At 66.4% G+C, this 22,007-nt stretch carries 21 protein-coding genes and 1 riboswitch; of the genes, 14 read left to right on the top strand and 7 right to left on the bottom strand.

Annotated elements, in window-relative coordinates; genetic code table 11:
- The first annotated feature begins 7 nt into the window (after nt 1–7).
- The 4 genes from gspD to pncB all read left to right on the top strand — a co-directional run bounded on the left by gspD (nt 8) and on the right by pncB (nt 5,692).
- Complete coding sequence (gene gspD / locus RTX79_RS14410) at nt 8–2,197, top strand: type II secretion system secretin GspD (RefSeq protein ID WP_312684484.1); 2,190 nt, start codon at nt 8–10, stop codon at nt 2,195–2,197.
- A 99-nt stretch (nt 2,198–2,296) separates the two neighbouring features.
- A complete protein-coding gene (locus RTX79_RS14405; RefSeq protein WP_057508331.1) occupies nt 2,297–3,154 on the top strand; it encodes a glycosyltransferase family 2 protein in 858 nt (285 codons plus the stop codon).
- Nucleotides 3,151–3,987 (top strand): glycosyltransferase family 2 protein, encoded by an 837-nt coding sequence (locus RTX79_RS14400; RefSeq protein ID WP_312684483.1) that lies wholly within the window; start codon nt 3,151–3,153, stop codon nt 3,985–3,987. The genes RTX79_RS14405 and RTX79_RS14400 overlap by 4 nt, the downstream gene beginning before the upstream one ends.
- 526 nt (nt 3,988–4,513) lie before the next feature.
- On the top strand, nt 4,514–5,692 hold the full coding sequence (gene pncB / locus RTX79_RS14395; protein ID WP_312684482.1) for a nicotinate phosphoribosyltransferase: 1,179 nt from the start codon (nt 4,514–4,516) through the stop codon (nt 5,690–5,692).
- A gap of 60 nt (nt 5,693–5,752) precedes the next feature.
- Here the strand turns inward: pncB and RTX79_RS14390 are convergent, their stop codons facing one another.
- Together RTX79_RS14390 and ettA are read right to left on the bottom strand one after the other, a co-directional pair.
- The gene (locus RTX79_RS14390) at nt 5,753–7,069 is read right to left on the bottom strand and encodes an NCS2 family permease (protein ID WP_312684481.1); all 1,317 of its coding nucleotides are present in this window, start codon (nt 7,067–7,069) and stop codon (nt 5,753–5,755) included.
- A 90-nt stretch (nt 7,070–7,159) separates the two neighbouring features.
- Nucleotides 7,160–8,824, bottom strand: coding sequence for an energy-dependent translational throttle protein EttA (gene ettA, locus RTX79_RS14385; protein WP_057507783.1), 1,665 nt, complete (start codon nt 8,822–8,824; stop codon nt 7,160–7,162).
- Between the two features lie 240 nt (nt 8,825–9,064).
- On the opposite strand from ettA, the gene RTX79_RS14380 reads away from it, so the two are divergent.
- The 5 genes from RTX79_RS14380 (at nt 9,065) to ribD (ending at nt 13,601) form a co-directional block, all read left to right on the top strand.
- Complete coding sequence (locus RTX79_RS14380) at nt 9,065–9,775, top strand: hypothetical protein (RefSeq protein WP_312684480.1); 711 nt, start codon at nt 9,065–9,067, stop codon at nt 9,773–9,775.
- Between the two features lie 119 nt (nt 9,776–9,894).
- Nucleotides 9,895–10,398: an RcnB family protein gene (locus tag RTX79_RS14375; RefSeq protein ID WP_312684479.1), complete on the top strand. Its 504-nt coding sequence runs from the start codon at nt 9,895–9,897 to the stop codon at nt 10,396–10,398.
- A 147-nt stretch (nt 10,399–10,545) separates the two neighbouring features.
- Nucleotides 10,546–11,799 (top strand): serine hydroxymethyltransferase, encoded by a 1,254-nt coding sequence (gene glyA / locus RTX79_RS14370; RefSeq protein ID WP_057507786.1) that lies wholly within the window; start codon nt 10,546–10,548, stop codon nt 11,797–11,799.
- 152 nt (nt 11,800–11,951) lie between these two features.
- Nucleotides 11,952–12,473 (top strand): transcriptional regulator NrdR, encoded by a 522-nt coding sequence (gene nrdR / locus RTX79_RS14365; protein WP_042613625.1) that lies wholly within the window; start codon nt 11,952–11,954, stop codon nt 12,471–12,473.
- Nucleotides 12,474–12,509: 36 nt separating this feature from the next.
- Nucleotides 12,510–13,601, top strand: a complete 1,092-nt coding sequence (ribD, locus tag RTX79_RS14360) for a bifunctional diaminohydroxyphosphoribosylaminopyrimidine deaminase/5-amino-6-(5-phosphoribosylamino)uracil reductase RibD (protein ID WP_312684478.1) — start codon at nt 12,510–12,512, stop codon at nt 13,599–13,601.
- Here ribD and RTX79_RS14355 read toward each other — a convergent pair.
- Together RTX79_RS14355 and RTX79_RS14350 are read right to left on the bottom strand one after the other, a co-directional pair.
- Nucleotides 13,540–14,664: a metallophosphoesterase gene (locus RTX79_RS14355; protein ID WP_312684477.1), complete on the bottom strand. Its 1,125-nt coding sequence runs from the start codon at nt 14,662–14,664 to the stop codon at nt 13,540–13,542. The two genes, ribD and RTX79_RS14355, sit on opposite strands and share 62 nt — an antisense overlap.
- Nucleotides 14,665–14,910: 246 nt before the next feature.
- The gene (locus RTX79_RS14350) at nt 14,911–15,534 is read right to left on the bottom strand and encodes an outer membrane beta-barrel protein (RefSeq protein WP_057507789.1); all 624 of its coding nucleotides are present in this window, start codon (nt 15,532–15,534) and stop codon (nt 14,911–14,913) included.
- A gap of 159 nt (nt 15,535–15,693) precedes the next feature.
- Nucleotides 15,694–15,847: riboswitch (FMN riboswitch) on the top strand.
- Between the two features lie 75 nt (nt 15,848–15,922).
- On the opposite strand from RTX79_RS14350, the gene RTX79_RS14345 reads away from it, so the two are divergent.
- The 5 genes from RTX79_RS14345 to thiL all read left to right on the top strand — a co-directional run bounded on the left by RTX79_RS14345 (nt 15,923) and on the right by thiL (nt 19,662).
- Entirely contained in the window at nt 15,923–16,525 is a 603-nt protein-coding gene (locus RTX79_RS14345; RefSeq protein WP_312684476.1) for a riboflavin synthase, read from the top strand.
- Complete coding sequence (gene ribB / locus RTX79_RS14340; protein WP_042613629.1) at nt 16,522–17,622, top strand: 3,4-dihydroxy-2-butanone-4-phosphate synthase; 1,101 nt, start codon at nt 16,522–16,524, stop codon at nt 17,620–17,622. The genes RTX79_RS14345 and ribB overlap by 4 nt, the downstream gene beginning before the upstream one ends.
- A gap of 90 nt (nt 17,623–17,712) precedes the next feature.
- Nucleotides 17,713–18,180, top strand: a complete 468-nt coding sequence (gene ribH, locus RTX79_RS14335; protein WP_057507792.1) for a 6,7-dimethyl-8-ribityllumazine synthase — start codon at nt 17,713–17,715, stop codon at nt 18,178–18,180.
- Complete coding sequence (gene nusB / locus RTX79_RS14330) at nt 18,177–18,656, top strand: transcription antitermination factor NusB (RefSeq protein ID WP_312684475.1); 480 nt, start codon at nt 18,177–18,179, stop codon at nt 18,654–18,656. Before ribH ends, nusB begins: the two co-directional genes overlap by 4 nt.
- Nucleotides 18,657–18,672: 16 nt before the next feature.
- On the top strand, nt 18,673–19,662 hold the full coding sequence (gene thiL, locus RTX79_RS14325; protein ID WP_312684474.1) for a thiamine-phosphate kinase: 990 nt from the start codon (nt 18,673–18,675) through the stop codon (nt 19,660–19,662).
- Here thiL and RTX79_RS14320 read toward each other — a convergent pair.
- The 3 genes from RTX79_RS14320 to RTX79_RS14310 all read right to left on the bottom strand — a co-directional run bounded on the left by RTX79_RS14320 (nt 19,653) and on the right by RTX79_RS14310 (nt 21,992).
- A complete protein-coding gene (locus RTX79_RS14320) occupies nt 19,653–20,681 on the bottom strand; it encodes a fimbrial protein (RefSeq protein ID WP_312684472.1) in 1,029 nt (342 codons plus the stop codon). The genes thiL and RTX79_RS14320 overlap by 10 nt on opposite strands.
- The gene (locus tag RTX79_RS14315; protein ID WP_312684471.1) at nt 20,678–21,418 is read right to left on the bottom strand and encodes a fimbrial biogenesis chaperone; all 741 of its coding nucleotides are present in this window, start codon (nt 21,416–21,418) and stop codon (nt 20,678–20,680) included. The genes RTX79_RS14320 and RTX79_RS14315 overlap by 4 nt, the downstream gene beginning before the upstream one ends.
- Nucleotides 21,419–21,485: 67 nt before the next feature.
- Entirely contained in the window at nt 21,486–21,992 is a 507-nt protein-coding gene (locus RTX79_RS14310) for a fimbrial protein (RefSeq protein ID WP_428696013.1), read from the bottom strand.
- Nucleotides 21,993–22,007: the final 15 nt, after the last annotated feature.

The following is a 22,007-nucleotide window of genomic DNA, read 5'->3' as shown; positions in this document are numbered from 1 at the left end:
TGAAAGCATGAACCTGCGTTACCTTTCCTGCTCCTTCGCCCTTGCCCTGCTGGCCGGGTGCACCACGGTGCCGACCCCGGACGTGCGCCGCACGGCGCGCTTCGACAGCGGCACCAGCGTGCCCGCCAACGATCCTGCACTGGCCGCCGAGGACGGCGCGCCGAAGGCGGTGATCCGGCGCGGCACCGGCACCATGATCAACCGCGGCGCCGCATCCGCTCCTTCACCTGCCTTGGCGCAGGCCAGCAGCGGCGATGCCACGTTCAACTTCGAAGGCGAGTCGCTGCATGCGGTGGTCAAGGCGATCCTGGGCGACCTGCTGGGACAGAACTACGTCATCGCGCCAGGCGTGCAGGGCACGGTCACCCTGGCCACGCCCAAGCCGGTGTCCGGTGCGCAGGCACTGAACCTGCTGGAGATGGTGCTGGGCTGGAACAACGCCCGCATGGTCTACAGCGGCGGCCGCTACAACATCGTCGCCGCCGACCAGGCCCTGGCCGGCACGGTGGCGCCGAGCACCGCCCCGGCCGCCAACGCGCGAGGGTTCGAAGTCCGCGTGGTGCCGCTGCAGTACATTTCCGCTGCGGAAATGAAGAAGGTGCTGGAGCCCTATGCGCGACCCAACGCCATCGTCAATGTCGACAGCGGGCGCAACGTGATCACCCTGGGCGGCACCCGCGCGGAACTGGAAAACTACCTGCGCACCGTGCAGATCTTCGATGTGGACTGGCTCTCGGGCATGTCCGTCGGCGTGTTCCCGATCAGTTCGGGCAAGGCCGAACAGGTCGCCGCCGACCTGGAAAAGATCTTCGGCAAGGACAGTGAAACGCCCAGTGCCGGCATGCTGCGCTTCCTGCCGCTGGAAAACGCCAATGCGGTGCTGGTGATCACCCCGCAGGTGCGTTACCTGGACCAGATCCAGCAGTGGCTGGACCGTATCGACACCGCCGGCGGTGCGCCGCGGCTGTTCTCCTACGAACTGCGTTACGTCAAGGCGCGCGATCTGGCCGAGCGCCTGGCCGAAGCCTTCGGCAGCACCGGCGGTGGCCGTGGCGGCGACAGCAGCGCCTCGCTGGCACCGGGTGCCACCAGTTCGCGGATCGACGGCGGCGACGGCCGCGCGCAGGACGCCGGACTGGACAGCAGTACGCTGGGCAGCTCCGGCAACAGCGGTGGCCAGGGCGGTCCTTCGATGAACCTGCCGCAGCGCCAGTCGGGCAATGCCAGCGTCACCCTGGAGATCGCCGGTGACACCGTCGGCGTGTCGGCCGTGGAAGAAACGAACACCCTGCTGGTGCGGTCCACGCCGCAGGCCTGGCGTTCCATCCGCGAGGTGGTGGAAAAGCTGGACGTGATGCCGATGCAGGTGCACATCGAGGCCCAGGTCGCCGAAGTCAGGCTGACCGGTGAGTTGAGCTATGGCGTGAACTGGTACTTCGAGAACGCCGTGCAGGGCGTCGGGTATACCGGCGCGGTGGGCGGTGCCACGCTGCCCAACGCGGCGGGGCGCGACATCTGGGGGACGTTCTCCGGTGCAGTCACCGGTGGCAACGGACTGGGCTGGACCTTCCTCGGACGCAATGCCGCCGCCGTGGTCAGCGCACTGGACAAGGTATCCGATGTCAGGCTGCTGCAGACGCCCTCGATTTTCGTGCGCAACAATGCCGAGGCGACCCTCAACGTGGGTGAGCGGGTACCGATCACCAGCACCTCGTTCAACAGCGGCGTGGGCGGTGGAACCTACGGCCAGGTGCAGTACATCGACACCGGCGTGATCCTGAAGGTACGGCCGCGCGTGACCCGCGATGGCACGGTGTTCCTGGATATCGTGCAGGAGGTGAGCAACGCCGAGGCGGTCGCCAGCAACTGCGACCAGGCCAGCGGTGGCTGCAACCCGCGCATCACCACGCGCAAGCTGGCCACCGAAGCGGCGGTGCAGAGCGGCGATACGATCATGCTGGCCGGGCTGACCACCGACTCCGGCACCGACAGCAGCAGCGGCATCCCCGGCCTGAGTCGAATCCCGGTGGTCGGCGCGCTGTTCGGCAGCAAGGGGCGCAACAGCGGCCGTTCGGAAGTGATCGTGCTGCTGACCCCGACGATCGTGCGCAACGGCCAGGAATCGCGCAACCTCACCGACGAATACAGCCGGCGCTTCCGCGCGATGGAACCGATCAACACCCCGCGCCCGAAGTAACGGGCGACGACGGCGGTCGCATTGCGGCCGCCCTGCTTGCTACGCTGGCGGCACACGGCCGTGGCACCCGCCCGCCGTGCATCCACCAGCGGAGGCGGGATGGGGGCGATCGTGTTGTTGCCGTTGGGCGTGGATGATTCGTCGCTGGACCGCTGCCTGGCGGCACTGGATGCCGGCACCGCAGCCGGCACGGCGGTATGGCTGGCCGATGATGCCCAGGCCGGCCCACGCGCGCAGGCGGTGGTGCAGCACTGGCTGGCGCACACGCCGCTGCAGGCCGAGTACACACGCCGCGCGCGGCCCTTGGGCGAAGTCGCCCATCTGGATGAAATGCTGCGCGCCTGCGCGGGCCTGGATGTCGCGGTGCTGGCGCCGGACAGCGTGCCCGGAGCGGGCTGGCTGGACCAGCTTCAGGCCTGTTTCGCACGCGATGCCTCGATCGCCACGGCCACCCCCTGGTGCAATGCGGGGGAGACCGTTGCCTGGCCGCGGATGGGCGAGGTCAATCCAGTGCCGGAGGCACCTGCTGCGCTCTCGCAGGCCTGCGCCGGCATGCCGCCGGAACATCCGGAACTGCCTTCGGCGGTGACCCACGCGGTGCTGGTGCGGGGCACCGCCCGGCAACGTGCCGGTGGCCTGGACGCCGACAGCTATGGCGGCTGGAGCGCGGCGCTGATCGACCTGGGCCTGCGCATGGCCGGCCTCGGCTGGCGCAACGTACTGTGCGAGACCGCGTTCGTGGCACGGGCCGACGAGGGCCGGCATGCGCCGGGTGACCTGGAGGCGCTGGCCAGTCGCTGGCCGGCGTGGACGCCACGGCTGGCTGATTTCCTGATGCACGATCCGCTGCGTGCCGCACGTGAGGACCTGCAGCTTCGCTACCAGCGCGCGATAATGCCCAAGGCGCAGGGCGATCTGTTCGGCGTCGCATCGCCGCTGCAGGAGCCGCACGCTTGAACCTCGCCATCGTCGCCGTCGTCGTCACCTACCAGAGCAGCAGCACCATCGAGGACTGCCTGCAGCGCCTGCGCGACGCGCGCGGCATCGCCGAGATCCGCGTGGTGGACAACGGCTCGGTGGACGACACCGTGGACATCCTGCAGCGCCATGCCAGCCATGATCCGCGCGTGCGCTTCATCGCCAACCCGGACAACCCCGGCTTCGCTGCGGCCAACAACCAAGGCGTTGCCGATTCCAGCAGCCCCTGGCTGGCCTTCATCAACCCTGACGTGATGGTGGAAGCGGATACCCTGGCGGTGCTGTGCGAGCGTGCGCAACCGCTGGGCGATTGCCTGCTGGGGGTCGAGCAGGTGGATGAGCACGGCCGCGCGGATGATGCGGTGCGTCGGCGTGATCCGGATTTCCTGGCGATGCTGCGTTCGCCGGGCAGCGGGTCGAAGCTCGCCCTTGCGCGTGATCCGGACGTGGCGATGCAGTACGTGCCGGCGATTTCCGGTGCGGTGATGCTGATGCCGCGCGGGTTGTTCGACCGCATCGGCGGCTGGGATGCCGGCTACCGGCTGCACGCCGAAGACCTCGACCTGTGCCGTCGCGTGCGCGGCGCCGGTGGCGTGGTGGCCATTGCCAACGACCTGCAGGTGCTGCACGTACGCGGGGTGTCCAGCCGCTCGCGGCCGTTTTTCGTGGAATGGCACAAGCATCGTGGGCTGTGGCGGTATTTCCAGCGCTTCGAGGCACGGCAGCGCAGCCTGCCGGTGCGGGTGGCGGTGTGGGGGGCGATCTGGGCGCATGCCCTGCTGCAGGTGCCAAGGCTGCTGCGAGCGGCGTAGCCCCTCGTGGCTGGCGGTCTGGTTCTGGCTGCTGGTTTGGCGCCGGCTGGGTGGGTCATGCAGGACACGCCGTGAATCCGTCCATGGAGGCTCGCTGTTCGCATCCATGCGAACAGACGGTCCTGCGTGACCCACCCACCCGGCGCCCTGACAGCTTCCGTGCGCCGCCAGCCACGTAATGAAAATAAAGGAACAAAGGCAGGGGTCAGAGTCCTTTCGCTACGCGAAAGGACTCTGACCCCATCTTTCTCCCCCCTTCAAACCCCGCTCTGTCCAAGGCCACCCTGGACCTGTCGAAGGTGGGGCGGGGTGGGTTGGCGGGGGCGTTGAGCGCCATGGATGGCGCGAAACGAGGCCCGCATGGACGCAGTCTTTGCCGTCCCCCGCCAACCCACCCCGCCCCGCCAACCCACCAGCCCTGCAGCCGTTGCCGTTGCCGTCGCTCTCGCCGTTGCTCCGGCTTGAAGAAGCGGGCGCCGGGCCGCAGGCCCGGCAACAACCCCCGCACGCGGCGCATAATGGCGGCATGATCATCCAATCCCTGCTCGACACCGACCTGTACAAATTCACCATGATGCAGGCGGTGCTGCACCAGTACCCCGGCGCCACGGTGCAGTACCGGTTCAAGTGCCGCACCCCGGGCATCGACCTTGCGCAGTTCATCGATCAGATCGACGCGGAGATCGACCACCTGTGCAGCCTGCGCTTCAGCAGCGAAGAACTGGATTACATGCGCGGCCTGCGCTTCGTGAAGCCCGACTTCGCCGACTTCCTCGGCCTGTTCCACCTGGACCGCAAGTACATCACCCTGCGTGCCTCGGACAGCGTGCCCGGCGAGATCGAGCTGGACATCACAGGGCCGTGGCTGCACACGATCATGTTCGAAGTGCCGCTGCTGGCGATCATCAACGAGGTCTGGTTCCGCAACACCACCACCGCCGACATCGCCGAAGGCGAACGACGGCTGCAGGCCAAGGCGGCGCTGCTGCGTGACACCCCCGGTTTCGAGCAGTGCCGGGTCGCCGACTACGGTACGCGCCGACGCTACTCGCGTGATTGGCATGCACGTCTGTTGCCGCTGCTGCGTGACGCGCTGGGTACCCAGCTGGTAGGTACCAGCAACGTACATTTTGCCCGGCTGTATGGCATGACCCCGCACGGCACGATGGCCCACGAGTACCTGCAGGCCTTCCAGGCGATCGGTCCACGCCTGCGCGATTCGCAGGTGGCCGCGCTGGAATCGTGGGCACGCGAATACCGCGGCGACCTCGGCATCGCGCTGTCCGACGTGGTCGGCCTGGACGCATTCCTGCGCGATTTCGACATGTATTTCTGCAAGCTGTTCGACGGCGTGCGGCATGACTCCGGCGACCCCTTCGACTGGGGCGACCGCATGCTGGCGCACTTCCAGCAGCGCCGCGTCGATCCCCGCAGCAAGGTGCTGGTGTTCAGTGACGGGCTGGATATCGAAAAGGTCATGCGCCTGTTCGATTACTTCCGCGGCCGCTGCCAGGTGGCCTTCGGCGTTGGCACGCACTTGACCAACGACCTTGGCCCGACGCCGTTGAACATCGTGATCAAGATGGTTCGCTGCAACGGACAGCCGGTGGCCAAGCTGAGTGATTCACCGGGCAAGAGCATGTGCGACGATCCCGGTTACCTGGCCTACCTGCGCCAGGTTTTCGAGCTGCCGCCGGGCGTCTGATCCGCTGCGTTTACCGCTGTGCTCGCCGCGCCATGCTCGGCGAGCGTTGCGGCAGCGCGGTCACTCCAGCGCGAAGCGCAGCACGAACAATCCGGCCACCAGCCATACCGCCGGGTGGACCTCGCGCCAGCGCCCGGTGCCGGCCTTCAGCGCTGCATAGGCGATGAAGCCGAACGCCAGGCCATTGGCGATGGAATAGGTGAACGGCATCGCCAGCGCGCACAACGCCGCCGGGACCGACTCGGTCAGGTCGTTCCACTCCACTTCCACCAGTTCACGCAGCATCAGGCCGGCCACGAACAGCAGCGCCGGGGCCGTTGCATAGCCGGGCACCATCGCGGCAAGCGGTGAGAACAGCAACGCCGCCAGGAACAGCGCGGCGACCACCAGCGCGGTCAGTCCAGTGCGCCCCCCCACCTGTACGCCGGAAGCGCTTTCGGCAAAGGCGGTGGTGCTGCTCGTGCCCAGCAGCGAGCCGGCGACGATCGCCGTGCTGTCGGCCAGCAGTGCGCGGCCGAAGCGCTTCCGCGCGCCGGGCAGTTTCAGCAGGCCGGCCCGGCCCACCACGCCGTACAGCGTGCCGGTGGCATCGAAGACCTCCACCAGCACGAACACCAGCACCACCTGCAGCAGCACCGCCAGCGGCGCGCCACCGTCATGGTGCAGCAGGCCAGGCAGGTCCAGCTGCAGGAACGTGGGTGCCAGGCTCGGGGGCAGCGACACCAGCCCCTGGTACTGCACGCTGCCGAGCAGCCAGCCGGCGCCGGTGACCGCCAGGATGCCGATCAGGATGGCACCACGCACGCGGCGCGCCTCCAGCACGGCGATCAGCAGGAAGCCGGCCAGGGCCAGCAGCGGCGGGGCGGTAGTGAGGGGCCCCAGCGCCACCAGGGTGTCTTCGTTACCGACGATCACACCGGATTTCTGCAGCGCGATGATCGCCAGGAACAGCCCGATGCCGGCCACGATCGCCGAGCGCAGCGAAGCCGGGATGCCGGCCACCAGCCAGGCGCGCACACCGGTCAGCGACAGCACCAGGAACACCAGCCCGGAAATGAACACCGCCGCCAGCGCCTGCTGCCACGGCAGGCCCGCCGCGCCGACCACGGTGAAGGCGAAGAACGCGTTCAGGCCCATGCCCGGTGCCATGCCGACCGGGAAGTTGGCGGCAAAGGCCATCACCAGCGAACCCAGCGCGGCGGCCAGGCAGGTAGCCACGAACACCGCGCCGGCATCCATGCCGGTGGTGGACAGGATGTCCGGATTGACGAAGACGATGTAGGACATCGTCAGGAAGGTGGTCAGGCCGGCCAGCAATTCGGTGCGCACGGTGGTGCCGTGCTGCTGCAGCTGGAACAGGCGTTCGAAGAGGGCCATGGGAGTCTCGTGACGATCAGGTGTCACGACCCACGGTCGTGACCTGCCGGAATGCAGAAAGGCCGCGCGAGCGCGGCCTTTCCGGTTGCCTTACTTCAGTGCCTTGAAGCGCAGGCGCTTGGGCGCGGCATCGTCGCCCATGCGGCGGCGCTTGTCTTCTTCGTATTCGCGGTAGTTGCCCTGGAAGAACTCCACGTGCGAATCGCCTTCGAAGGCCAGGATGTGCGTGGCGATGCGATCCAGGAACCAACGGTCATGCGAAATCACGAAGGTGTTGCCCGGGAACTCCAGCAGCGCATCTTCCAGTGCACGCAGGGTTTCGATGTCCAGATCGTTGGACGGTTCATCGAGCAGCAGCACGTTGCCACCCTGCAGCAGGGTCTTGGCCATGTGCAGGCGGCCACGCTCACCACCGGACAGCGAACCGACCAGCTTCTGCTGGTCCTGGCCCTTGAAGTTGAAGCGGCCGATGTAGGCGCGCGACTGGATCTCCACACCGTTGATGTTGAGGATGTCCAGGCCGCCGGCGATTTCCTGGAAGACGTTGTGGTTGCCTTCCAGCGCGTCGCGGCTCTGGTCCACGTAGGACAGCTTGACGGTCGGGCCGACCACGATTTCGCCGGTATCCGGCTTTTCCTGGCCGGTGATCATCTTGAACAGGGTCGACTTGCCGGCGCCGTTGGGGCCGATGATGCCGACGATGGCACCGCCCGGCACCAGGAAGTTCAGGTTGTCGAACAGCAGGCGATCGCCGAACTTCTTCGAGACGTTCTTGAATTCCATCACCGCGTTGCCCAGGCGTTCGCCCGGCGGGATGAAGATTTCATTGGTCTCGTTGCGCTTCTGGTAATCGACCGACTGCAGCTCTTCCAGGCGCGCCAGGCGGGCCTTGCCCTTGGTGCGGCCGCCCTTGGCATTCTGGCGCGACCATTCCAGTTCCTTCTGGATCGCCTTCTGGCGCGACTTTTCCTGGTTGTCTTCCTGCTTCAGGCGCTCGTCCTTCTGGGTCAGCCAGTCGGTGTAGTTGCCCTTCCACGGAATGCCGCGACCGCGGTCCAGTTCCAGGATCCACTCGGCGGCGTTGTCGAGGAAGTAGCGGTCATGGGTGACGGCCACCACGGTGCCGGTGTAGCGCGCCAGGAACTGTTCCAGCCATTCCACCGATTCGGCATCGAGATGGTTGGTCGGCTCATCGAGCAGCAGCATGTCCGGCTTCTGCAGCAGCAGGCGGCACAGTGCCACGCGGCGCTTTTCACCACCGGACAGGGTGCCCACGATGGCTTCCCACGGCGGCAGGCGCAGCGCATCGGCGGCCACGTCCAGCTGGTTTTCCAGGGTGTGCGCGTCACCGGCGGCGAGGATCGCCTCCAGCCGCTCCTGTTCCTTGGCCAGCTTGTCGAAGTCGGCACCTTCTTCGGCGTAGGCCAGGTACACCGCATCCAGCGCGGCCTGCGCCTGCAGCACTTCGCCCACGCCTTCTTCGACCGATTCACGCACGGTCTTGGTCGGGTCCAGCTCCGGTTCCTGCGCCAGGTAACCGACCTTGATGCCGGCCTGCGGGCGGGCTTCGCCCTCGAAATCGTTGTCCACGCCGGCCATGATCTTCAGCACGGTGGATTTGCCCGAGCCATTCAGGCCCAGCAGGCCGATCTTCGCCCCCGGGAAGAACGACAGCGAGATGTCCTTGATGATCTGCCGCTTGGGCGGAACCACCTTGGACACGCGGTTCATGGTGTAGATGTATTGCGAGGACATGAAGTCTCCCAGAGGGTCGATCCACCGGGCCGAAAGCCCGGGCCGGCGGAAAACGGAATATTTGACCCGGCATTATCGCCGATCCCCCCTTTCACTGCCATGGCAGCCGGTGGCAGGTTCAGCCCTGGGAAAACGCCGAGCCGGACGAGTGGGCCTGCACGCCGGACGGCGGCCTGAAACCTGACTGTGATCGCCCGGGGCAGCGTCCAGGCTGATGGCTCCAACCCATGGAGATCACGCATGAAAGCTATCGGTTTGTTGCTCAGCGCCCTGCTGCCGGTATCGGTGGCCGCCCGGCAGGCGCCTCCCCTGCTGTTGCCGAACCTCCAGGTGTTGGATCTGCAGATGGCCCCGGGCGGCTTGAGGGAGTTCGATGTCGAAGTGGCGGCGACCGAGAAATGGCTGCCGTACGAGCTGGTCGCCGCAGCGGACGGCGCGGGTCTGTCCGGCACCCTGCTGGTGTCGCTCGCCGACGGACAGCCGCTGCGCGAGGTGGCGCTGGATGGCACGCGCATCGTCGGCGGGCTGGTGACGCTGCCTTCCAGCAGCTCCAGGCGCCGCCTGCGGATCAGCCTGCGGGGCGGCGCCAGTGATATGCGCGCCGACTTTTCATTGATGCCGTCGCGTCCGCAGCTGAGGTCCGGGCAGGTGACGCCGGTCTTTCCCCGTCGTCGCAGCGCAGCCACCTTCGCCGAGACCCTGGAGCTGCGCCTGAGCAAGGCATCCGACGTGGACCTGCGCACCTGGGGCGGGGATGCCACCGTCACCCTGCAGGTGAAGGGCGAAGCGGCAGGGGGCGGCTTCCCGGTGTCGGTGTGCAAGGACGAAGGCGATGCCTGGCGGCGCTGCCACCTGCCCGGACTGAAGGCCGGCGTCTACTACGTGTCCGTTGAAGGCACCGGCGCGCCGGTCAACCTGCTTGGAAGCTGGACGGCCAGCGAGGGCGGCTGAAGCCTTGCCGAAAAATGAACAGGGGCGTTTCCGGACGCGGAGGAAGCGTTTCCAGCCGGAATCCATTCAGATCGCATGGGCAATATGGACATCGCCCACCCATCCTGCAGAGGTAGACCATGCGCATCAATCGATTCCTGGCCGGTGCCATGGCCTCCGCACTGGCCTTTGCCGCCGTCACTCCGGCATTTGCCGACAACGACCGTCATCGTGGTCACGACCGCCGCGAGTGGCGGGATGAACGTCGCGATGATCGTCGGGACCATCGTGATCATCGCCGTGAAGCGCGCCGCGACTGGCGTGACGACCGGCGACATGACCGCCGCGACTGGCGAGATGACCGGCGCCATCCGGGTTACTACCGTCCAGCCCCGCCGCCGCGGGTGGTCTATCGACCGGCCTACCGCCCGGCGTATGGCCCGGGCCCTGGCTATGGCTGGAAGGTCGGTCACCGCTACCGGGATTACTACCGTGGTCCGATCTATGTCGTGAATGATTACAACAGCTATCACGTGCGTCGTCCGCCCCGCGGTCACCACTGGGTGCGCGACGACCGGGGCAACCTGTTGCTGGTGGCCATCGCCACCGGGATCCTGGCCGACTTCGTGATCAACGGCCGCTGAGAGCAGAGTACCCCGCATCGCCACGACGGCGCCCGCTGAGGGCGCCGTCGTCGTTCACGGCGTTCTGCGGCGATGGCCCCCCTCCCGGCGCAGGCACTACAATTGACCGCCTTGCTGTTCCTTTCCTGCCTGCCCCCGGAGAAACCGATGTTCCCGCGCGACGTCCGAATCGAAAGCTACGACCCCGAACTGGCCAAGGCCATCGCCGATGAGTCCCAGCGCCAGGAAGACCACGTCGAGCTGATCGCGAGCGAGAACTACGCCAGCCCGATGGTGATGGAAGCCCAGGGCAGCCAGCTGACCAACAAGTACGCCGAAGGCTATCCGGGCAAGCGCTATTACGGCGGCTGTGAGTACGTGGATATCGCCGAACAGCTGGCGATTGATCGTCTGAAGCAGCTGTATGGCGCTGATTACGCCAACGTGCAGCCGCACAGCGGCTCGCAGGCCAACCAGGCGGTCTACTTCGCCCTGCTGCAGGCCGGTGACACCATCCTGGGCATGAGCCTGGCGCACGGCGGCCACCTGACCCACGGCGCCAAGGTCAATGCCTCGGGCAAGCTGTTCAATGCGGTGCAGTACGGTGTGAACGACCAGGGCCTGATTGATTACGACGAAGTCGAGCGCCTCGCCGTCGAGCACAAGCCGAAGATGGTCGTCGCCGGCTTCTCGGCCTATTCGCAGGTGGTTGATTGGGCGCGTTTCCGCGCCATTGCCGACAAGGTCGGTGCGTACCTGTTCGTGGACATGGCGCACGTGGCGGGCCTGGTCGCCGCCGGCGTCTACCCGAGCCCGCTGGAGCACGCCCACGTGGTGACCTCCACCACCCACAAGACCCTGCGCGGTCCGCGTGGCGGCATCATCATCGCCAAGGGCGCCAGCGAAGAACTGGTCAAGAAGCTGCAGTCGATCGTCTTCCCGGGCATCCAGGGTGGCCCGCTGATGCACGTCATCGCGGCCAAGGCCGTGGCGTTCAAGGAAGCGCTGGAGCCGGACTTCACCCGCTACCAGCAGCAGGTGGTGAAGAACGCCCAGGCCATGGCGAAGACCCTGATCGCCCGTGGCTACAAGATCGTTTCCGGCGGCACGGAAAACCACCTGATGCTGGTCGACATGATCGGCAAGGACGTGTCCGGCAAGGACGCTGAAGCGGCCCTCGGCAAGGCCCACATCACGGTCAACAAGAACTCGGTCCCCAACGACCCGCGCTCGCCGTTCGTGACCTCCGGCCTGCGCCTGGGTACCCCGGCGGTGACCACCCGCGGCTATGGCGAACAGGACTGTGTCGATCTGGCCAACTGGATCGCCGACGTGCTGGACGCACCGGCGGACGAAGCGGTGATCGCACGCGTGCGCGATGCGGTCAGCGCGCAATGCCGGAAGTATCCGGTCTACGGCTGAGCGATCACGGCCCCAGCGGTCGGGGCGGTAACGCCCGGCCGTGCGCCTGCCCCTGCCATGAGCGGCCTTTGTTTGCTGCTCATGGCCTTCTCAGGTACCGTTGCGACGCCGCCATGTCCATCGCATGACGTTTCCGAGACTCAAGGCGCCCCATGCATTGTCCGTTCTGCCAACATGCCGACACCCGTGTAATCGATTCGCGCGTCTCTGAAGACGGCGCGACGATTCGGCGCCGGCGTGAGTGCGAGGCCTGCAGCGAGCGCTTCAGTACGCTGGAAACCATCGAGCTGAAGCTGCCGACCATCGTCAAGGGCGATGGCAGCCGCGAGGCGTTCGAAGCGCGCAAGGTGCGCGCCGGCTTCGACCGCGCGCTGCAGAAGCGTCCCGTGCCGGAAGACAAGATCGAAGCGGCGGTGCGGTCGGTGATCCACCAGCTGCGCATCTGCGGCGAGCGTGAAGTGCCCTCCATCCGCGTTGGCGAGTTCGTGATGAACGAACTGCGCAAGCTCGACCATGTCGGCTACGTACGCTTCGCCTCGGTCTACCGCAGCTTCGAGGATGTCGCGGACTTCCGCGAAGAGATCGAAAAGCTGGAACGCGACCTGCCGGCCAGCACCGAACAGCTGCAGCTGCTGGGCGATGTGATCGCCCTGACCAAGAAAAAGAAAGGCTGACGCGCGCCGCTGCGCGCCTGTGTCCAAGGAGCACCGATGAGCGCTTTCTCCGCGCTGGACCACCTGCACATGGCACGTGCGCTGCGCCTGGCCGAACGTGCTGCCTACACCACCCGCCCCAATCCCATGGTCGGGTGCGTGATCGCCCATGGCGAGCAGGTGGTGGGGCAGGGCTGGCATCAACGTGCCGGCGGCCCGCATGCCGAAGTGTTCGCACTGCGCGAAGCGGGCGAGCAGGCCCGGGGGGCCACCGCCTACGTCACCCTTGAACCGTGTGCGCATTTCGGCCGCACGCCACCCTGTGCATTGGCCCTGATCGAGGCCGGCGTCAGCCGCGTGGTGGCCGCCCTGCGTGATCCGTTCCCGCAGGTCGACGGCGGCGGTTTCGATCTGCTGCGCGCAGCGGGGATCGAGGTCGACGAAGGGCTGATGGCCGTGCAGGCACGGGAGCTCAACCGCGGCTTCCTGTCGCGCGTTGAACGCGGCCGCCCGTGGTTGCGGGTCAAGCTGGCCGCCAGCCTGGACGGCCGCACGGCGATGGCCGATGGCAGCTCGAAATGGATCACCGGCCCGGCTGCGCGGGAAGACGTGCAGCACTGGCGGGCGAGGGCGGGCGCGATCCTGACCGGGGCCGGCACGGTGTTGGCCGACGACCCGCAGCTGACCGTACGCCTTCCCGGCATCGAGGTGATGCCGCCGTTGCGCGTGGTGCTCGACGCACGGCTGCGTTCACTTGAGTGCGCGCGCGTGCGCGAAGGCGGGGCGCCTACGCTGTATCTGCACGACGCTGCGGTCAGTGCCCCGGATGCCGCCGATGCGCAGTTCGCCAGCGTGCCCAGCGTGGCCGGTCGGCTGGATCTGGGTGCGGCCCTTTCCCTGCTCGCAGAGCGGGGCATCAACGAAGTGCACACCGAAGCCGGTGCCACCCTGGCCGGGGCCTTGCTGGCGGCCGGATGGGTGGACGAACTGCTGCTTTACCAGGCGCCGACGTTGCTTGGCGAACGCGGCCTGCCGCTGTTCGCCGGCCTGGGTATCGACGCGATGGACCAGCAACTGCGCATGCAGGTCATTGAACAGATTCGAGTGGGTGAGGACCAGCGCTTGCTGCTACGTCCGCGGGCGCGGTAACGAGAGGCGTCGCGTAACTGCCGGGGGCGGGGCCTGAGGCGCTGCGTGGCGCGGTGGCTTTCGAACGTCCGACCAGTTTTCTGTTGTTGCGCCAGTCATTCCCGGCGACTTTGAACACCAGAAGTTCGCGGTCCTGCGGATTGTAGAACGCAGTGAGGAATGTCTCGCGGGATGGTGCGCCGCTCAGGTACACCGGAATCGTGCCGACTGTCTTGTACTTTCCTGACACGCCGTGGAGATGGCCGGCAAAGATGCCGAGAATGAGGTCTTCATTGTCCTTCATCAGCTGCCGGAAGCGCGGATTGTCGGGCGACTGCCAGTGTGCATAAGGCGGCTTGTGCATGTTGAGCATCACATCCTTGCCGGCTTCGCGCGCCCACTTCAGCTCCTTCTCGAGGAAGTCCAACGAGTCATTGATGATGAATGTCCTTCGAGCGGATTCGTACCTCACGCTGTAGGTCGGTTCGTTCTGCAGCTGGATCGCCAGGATGTCACCGAGAACCAGGGAGTAAGCCAGGCTGCCACGATGCGTCTCCCAGCCGTTGTCCTTGACTGAATGATCGAACGCGCGCGTGGGGTAGTTTCTTGCCCAGCCGACCATGTCCTTGTACATGTCCCGCGCGCAGCCGTTGCTGGCGCAGTCGTTTACATTGTTCTGATAGTCATGATTGCCGAGGTTGGCGTAGAAGTTCCGGCGGAAGTAGTCCTTGAACGGATGGTTGTACATGTAGTCCCGTTCCCCGCCATGCCCGAAGGCGGTGATGTCGCCGTTGAGGAACAGCGGTACGTTGTCCAGGCCACCGAACTCCATCCGGTACTCCATCGTGGCCAGCGCCTGGCGGTTGATGAAAAGTTTTGATCGGCGCACCTTCTCGTTATTGCTCTCAGGCTCTCCAGAATCTGATTTTTCGGTCCACGGATGTTGCGTGTCCGAGATGAAGACGAACTCCTGCAGTACCGGCTCTGATGCCGAGACCGGGAAGGACAACGCGCAGAAGAGGGGCGCCGACAGAAACCAGCGAGCGCTGGCGAGCGCGGGGAGAAAGGAGAAGCGGAAATTCATGGCGACACTCCGTGTGGAATACCGTCGATCAGATACTTGCTGGCCAGGGAATGCCGTCGGTGAAGTGCCCGCGGCCCCGGGAGAGTCAGGGCCGGCAGCCCGATGTGATGCCGTCCTCGGGGCAGCGAGCGTCGTCGCGCGTCACGAACGCCCTGGATGCTGTGGGTTTTCACGCACTTTCCAAAAGGCGCAAAAAAAAAATGGGCTCCCAAGGGAGCCCATCCTGTCCAGCGTGCGGTGACGGAATCAGAAGCTGGCGCGGACGCCGGCCGAGTACTGGGTCACGTCTTCGATGACCTGCACTTCACCCACCACGCCCCACATCGGGGTGATGTTGATCTGGCCGCCGACGTTGCCGACCCAGGTGCCGTCCATGTCGCTGCCATCCATGTAGCCGGCTTTCAGCCAGGCTTCGGTGCGTGCCGAGGGCTTGCCACGCACGCCCAGGGTGCCGCGGGCCGCGTTGAAGTGGTCCTTCTGGCGCAGCGTGTCGAAGCCGGTTTCCTTCAGGGTCAGCTCGGCGTTCTGGCGGGTCCAGGCGATGTCGGCGGTGAAGTCGACGCGGTCGCTCATGCCCATGTGGTAACCGATACCGAACTCAGGCTGGTCCAGTTCCAGCTTCAGGCTGCCGCCGTCGAAACCGTAGGACTTGGACACCTGCGACCAGGCGCCGAACAGGTAGACCTGCGGTGCGATCGCGAAGGAACCACGGATGTAACCGCCGTCGACCTTGGGGTCGTCCAGGAAGTCATCGTTCACCTTGAACTGGGTCCAGCCGGCTTCGACGTAGGTGTAGCTCAGCTCGTCGGCGGCGAAGGCCGACAGCGGCGACAGGGCGAGCAGGGAAGCGGCCAGCAGCATCTTGCGCATGCGTGAGTTCCTATGAGGTTGCGTTCCATTGCAGGCGGCCGGATGGACCGCCCGGGGCGACATCTTTGTCGCACTCGGCGCGGATTCTAACGAAACTTTCACAAAAAGCGAGCCTTCAGGTGCATTTGTTACACTAGCGCCGCCGGTTCGCCGGTACACAAACGTCTTCAGGGCGGGGTGCGATTCCCCACCGGCGGTAGGTGCCTCTGGCACGAGCCCGCGAGCGCTCCGGCAGGGTCACCCCGGCAGGAGGTCAGCAGATCCGGTCCGATGCCGGAGCCGACGGTCATAGTCCGGATGAAAGAAGACGGTGCCACGGGACCTTGCGGTGCCGTGTGTGCCTGTTTGCCTTGCGGCGTTTTTCGCTCACTTCCGCGGAGAACGTTACTTGTTTACTGGAATCATTGAAGGCCTCGGCCACCTGGCCGCTCGCGAAACCATGGGCGGCGATGTCCGCTTCACCTTCCACGTCGGCAGCCTGCCGTTCGACCACGTCCAGCTGGGTGAAAGCATCGCCATCAATGGCGTATGCCTGACCGTGATCGCGTTCGACGCGCAGACCTTCCAGGCCGATGCGTCGACCGAAACGCTGGGGCTGACCACGCTGGGCCAGCTTGCCGACGGTGCGGTGATCAACCTGGAGCGCGCCATGCGCCCGACCGATCGCCTCGGCGGTCATCTGGTCAGCGGGCATGTAGATGGGCTGGGACAGGTCCTTTCCATCCACGACGATGCACGCGCGCAGCGCTGGCGCTTCGCTGCCCCGGCCGGCCTGCGTCGTTACATCGCCAAGAAGGGCTCGATCTGCGTCGACGGAGTCAGCCTGACCGTCAATGAAGTGGACGAGCAAGGCTTCGAGGTCGCCCTGATCCCGCATACCGTCGCGCACACCGCGTTCTCCAGCACGGCCGTCGGCAGTGCGGTGAACCTGGAAATCGACCTGGTCGCCCGCTACGTGGAACGCCTGCTGGGCGAAGGAGCACGCGCATGAATTTCGCCCCCATCCCCGAGATCCTGGAAGACATCCGCCAGGGCCGCATGGTGGTCATCGTCGACGACGAAGACCGCGAGAACGAAGGCGACCTGATCATGGCCGCCGAGCTGGTCAAGCCCAGCGACATCAACTTCATGGTCACCCATGGCCGTGGACTGGTGTGCCTGCCGCTGACCCGCGAACGGGCCGCCGACCTCGGCCTGGCGCCGATGGTGCAGGCCAATACGGCACAGTTCCAGACCAACTTCACGGTCAGCATCGAAGCCGCCGAGGGCGTGACCACCGGCATTTCCGCGTACGACCGTGCGCACACCATCCGCACTGCGGTAAAGCCCACGGCCAAGGCCAGCGACCTGCACCAGCCGGGCCACATCTTCCCGTTGATCGCCCAGCCGGGCGGGGTGCTGACCCGCGCCGGACACACCGAAGCGGGCGTGGACCTGGCGATGCTGGCCGGGCTGGAACCGGCCGGCGTGCTGGTCGAAATCCTGAACCCCGATGGCAGCATGGCGCGGCGGCCGGAGCTGGAAGTGTTCGCCCGCGAGCACGGCCTGAAGATGGGCTCCATCGCCGACCTGATCGCCTACAGGCTGGCTACCGAAAAGACCGTCGAGCGCGTCGATGAGCGGGAAATCGACACCGAGTTCGGCGCGTTCACCCTGGTCACCTACCGCGACCGCATCGCGCATGACCTGCATTTCGCACTGGTCCGTGGCACCCCGGATGCCGATACCCCCACCCTGGTGCGGGTGCAGGTGGAAAACCCGCTGGCCGACCTGCTGCATTGGCGTCGTGATGATTTCGGCGTGGCCGCGACCGACGCGCTGCGCGCGATCGCCGCTGCAGACAGCGGCGTGATGGTGGTGCTGTCGGCCCCGCGCGACGGCGAGGCCCTGCTGGCACGGCTGCGCCAGCAGCCGCAGCCGATCGCCCCCGGAAAGGACAAGGATGTAAGCCAGTGGCGCCGCAACGGAGCCGGCGCGCAGATCCTGTCCGACCTCGGCCTGGGCAAGCTGCGCGTGCTGGGCACCCCGCGTCGGCAGGTCGGCCTGGCCGGCTATGGCCTGGAAGTGGTTGAAACGCTGGGCTGCTGAGTCCCGCATCGTGAAGGCGGGCCCGCCGAGGGCCCGCGCACCGCCTGCGCGCGGTAAACTTGCCCCCTCTTACGTACCCCAAACCCGCACATGAGCCATTTCGAAGGCGATCTTCGCTCTCCCGGATCGGCGCGCCTGGCCATCGTGGCCAGCCGCTGGAACGCCCGTATCACCGACGCGCTGGTCACCGGCGCACGGCAGAGCCTGGCCAGCAATGGCATCAGCGAAGACGCCGTGGATGTCATCCGGGTGCCCGGCGCCTGGGAAATCCCACTGGTCGCCGCGCGCCTGGCGGCTGCCCACCAGCACGCCGCCATCATCACCCTGGGCTGCGTGATCCGTGGCGATACCCGCCATTACGAGCACGTGGCCGACCGCTGCGCCGAGGGCCTGATGCGCGTGCAGCTGGACTTCGGCGTGCCGGTGCTGAACGGCGTATTGGCGGTGGAACGTGCCGAGGACGCCGAAGCCCGCGCGGGCGGCAGCCACGGCAACAAGGGTGAAGAGGCGGCCTTGGCCGCCTTGGAAATGATCAATCTTCTGGAGCAGCTGCCATGAACAATAATTCCCAGGGCAGGCCGTCCGGCAGACCCGTGCGCCGCGATGGCGTCGATCCCGTACTGCGTTCGCGCGCGCGCCGCCGTGCCGTGCAGGCCATCTACGCCTGGCAGATCTCCGGCGGCAATGGTCAATCGCTGGTCGCCCAGTTTGCCCACGAACAGGCACGCGAAGTGGCCGACCTGGCGTACTTCGAAGCACTGGTGCACGGCGTGCTCGACAACCGTCGTGATATCGACCAGGCGCTCGCGCCGTACCTGGACCGCACCATCGAAGAAGTCGATGCGATCGAACGGGCGGTGCTGCGGCTGTCGGCTTACGAACTGCGTTTCCGCGCCGACGTACCGTACCGTGTGGTGATCAACGAGGCCATCGAATCGGCCAAGCGTTTCGGGTCCGAACACGGTCACACCTATGTCAACGGCGTGCTGGATCGTGCCGCCGTGGAATGGCGAAAGACCGAAAGCGGAAACTGAGCGCCGCTGACATCCGATGTCGTTCGCCGAATTCGCCCTGATCGATCGTATCCGCGCCCGCAGCAAGGGGCGCGATGACATCGTACTCGGCATCGGCGACGATGCGGCGCTGCTGCAGCCGCTGGCCGGCCACTGGCTGGCAGTGACTGCCGATACGCTCAACAGCGGCGTGCACTTTCCGCCTGAAACGCTGCCTGCCGACATCGGCTGGAAGACCCTGGCGGTGAATCTTTCCGATCTTGCCGCAATGGGCGCCACCCCGGCCTGGGGCACGCTGGCCTTGTCCCTGCCGGAAGCCAGCGAAGCATGGATCGATGCCTTCGCCGACGGGTTCTTCGCACTGGCCGATGCGCATGAGTGGCGGCTGATCGGCGGCGACACCACGCGTGGCCCGCTTTCGCTGTCGGTCACCGCCTTCGGGCAGGTCCCGCACGGGCAGGCGCTGCGCCGCGATGGCGCGCAGGGCGGCGATGACATCTGGGTCAGCGGCACGCTGGGTGATGCCGCCGCTGCGCTGCACCTGTGGCAACGCGGCGAACTCGATGTCACTGCAGTCGCGCAGGATGCTGATCGCGAGTTCCTGCGCCAGCGCCTGCTGCGGCCCACGCCGCGCGTCGGCGTGGGCCTGGCCCTGAGCGGCATTGCGACAGCCGCCGTGGATGTGTCGGATGGCCTGCTGGCCGATGTCGGCCATATTGCGGCACGCAGCAGCCTGCGGGCCTGTGTGGAGCCGGATCGGCTGCCCCTGTCACCTGCGCTGCAGCGCACGATGACGCTTGAACGTGCGCGTTCGAGCGCGCTTGCCGGTGGCGACGACTACGAACTGTGTTTCTGCGCACCTGCGGCGAACCGCTCGCGACTGCATGCCATGGCGGAGCAGCTGGGCACCCCGTTGACCCGCATCGGCCGGATGGTCGACGGTGCCGGCGTCGACTGTCCCGGCATGCCGGTCGCTCAGGGCTACGTGCACTTCAGCAACGCTCACGCGCAAGGCGTTCAGCGGTAATCGGCAGTCAGTATCGCCTGGCCCTGTACGGAGCCTGGCAGCAACGCACCGGCGGTGCGCAGGTAGCGCGCGGCCAGGTCGATGGTCTGTTCGCCGGCGTGTGGCAGCGGCGGTGTCCACGTGCTGCCCAAGCGTACCGGTGCGTTGTCACGCATCAACTGCACCGCAATGCCCGCGCTTGCATGCCCTGCCACCGGCGTGAGCGTGCTTCCCGTGTTGCTGCGGTCCACGGCATCGCGCAGCGTCAGATCGACCCTGATCCCATCGCGGGGGCACTGCATCTTCACACGCAAGGGCATTTCGCCCGCTGATTGTCCCACCCGGAGCAGCGCATCGGCCGGCACCGGCGCAAGCTGCAGGTCCGTGTCGGACAGTGTGCAGGTGCGGGCGGGAATGACCAGACTGAACGACAGGGAATGGTGCATGGGCCCATTGCCAGGGAAGCCCGGCGTCGTGGTGACGGCTGACAGCATCACCGGGTCGACGGGTGACATCGGGCCGCCGCGCGAGTAAATGGTGTAGCCGAGGCCCATATGCATTGCAAAGCCGCCGCCGTGTCCCGTCGTGACCTGAATCCTGTTCGCCTGATCCGCCCTGAAGGGTGTGTTGTCCGTACCCGGCGGAGCACCCGGACTGTACTTGTGCAGGTTGAACACAATGAGCGGCGAGGTCGGGTGCCAGCCGAAGGCTGGATAGTCTTGCCCGTCGTATCGGATATTCCTGACGTAGGTCAGGCCAGGCATGGCGGGAATACTTTCAATGTCTACCCGCTGCACCCGCGGGCAGTTGATGAACTCCAATCCGCTACGGTCGTTGCCTCCCTGATGCAGGATGATGTCGGGCCGCATTTCGTCGGGAATCAGAATCTGTCCTTCGGCAACCGCATCGGCACGTTTTGTCACGGCGCAGGCTGAAACGTCCGTGCTGAGCAGGCCCAGCAGCGTGCCGGCAATGAGAACGGCCGGTAAGGCTGCGGGGCGATCATCGCCTTGGGCGCAAGGAGGGAACGCACTGCTCACGGTGCGGGCGCCGCGTTGATGGGGCCGCGGCCCTCGCGTTGCGCACCGTAATCGTCCAGCCACGAGTACGTGACCGTGGCAGGCAGGCGCGGGGGCTGATGCATGGGTACATCCACCGTACTGAACGGGGCGATCATGTCCACCGGCGGTGACGTGCCGTCTTCCAGCGTGATGTGGTCCAGGCTGACGTGAAATGCCGACGCGTTGTGGATGCGCAGCGTGCCGCGGTCGGCGCCGACACTCCAGCGCAGGCTGGCTGGTGCGTCTTCTGCTTTGCCGGCCAGGCCCTGCGGGCGATGGAACAGCTTGATGCGCGTGCGTACCGCGAATTGCAGCAGGTTCGCCTGCTCCGCGCCGGCAGGCGCCGGCGGAATATCCAGCAGATTGAAATAGAACACCGACTCGCGATCGCGGGGCAACGCCGGGTCGGACGGGCGCGGTGCATAAGTGATGCGATAGGCCTGTCCTTGGTGGGGCTGCAGCAGGCGAGGGTCGGCCGGGGTCAGGCGGAACGGCGTGCGGATGTCTTCAGGACGCGCACGACCGTCACCGTCGTCGATCCACACTTGGGTCAGTGCGGGCTGGTCGCCGGTATTGGCGGCGCGGAGCGTCGCATCACGGCCTTTGCCGGCGTCATGCACGATACGGGTGGCCTGCAGTGTCACGGCGGCCGATACCGGCGCAATCGCCACGAGGGAGCAGAGCAGGATGCTGTAACGCAGGTCATTGAGTTTCATCGGGGGTGCCTCGTTGAGCGGCAGTGCGCGATGCCGGTAGCGGATCGCGGCAGGTAGGTCGGTGGGTTCATCGGTAGAGGACCACCACGCTGGCCTGCGCATTGGCAGTCCCTGCGGTGGCGTTCCTGAAGGGTGCGGCATACCACGCGCTGTAATCGAGGCGGCCCTGTCCATTGGCCGCGATCAGGACGGCGGTCGTGGGTGAGCCGTCGATTTTCTGGTGCCGGCCATCAACGTCGTAAAGCGCCACGCCCACGTTGGTCGCGGTGGATGACGGGGTCAGCGCCAGGTTGCCGGTCAGGCCGTGCGGGGCGCCGCTGAAGCGCACCGCGACCGTCTGCGCTGCGCCCGATCCCCTGCAGTCCAGATGCAGGCTGAAATTCTGCTGGCCGGCGCGTGCAAGGGTATTGACCGAAGCCAGATCGACCTTGCCCATCCGCACGCTGACGGTGCCGTCGATCACCTGCACCACGCAGGTGGAAGGAGTCAGTTCACCGGTAATCTCCAGGCGCTCGGCGAGCGCGGTGGGGATGCCGGTGATGAGCAGGGTGCAACAGAGAAAGGGGCGTTGAATAAGGGTCACAAGGTT

Origin of the sequence: Stenotrophomonas chelatiphaga, assembly GCF_032054965.1 — a bacterium.
Lineage (GTDB): Bacteria > Pseudomonadota > Gammaproteobacteria > Xanthomonadales > Xanthomonadaceae > Stenotrophomonas > Stenotrophomonas chelatiphaga.
This window is presented reverse-complemented; position numbering and strand designations above follow the sequence as displayed.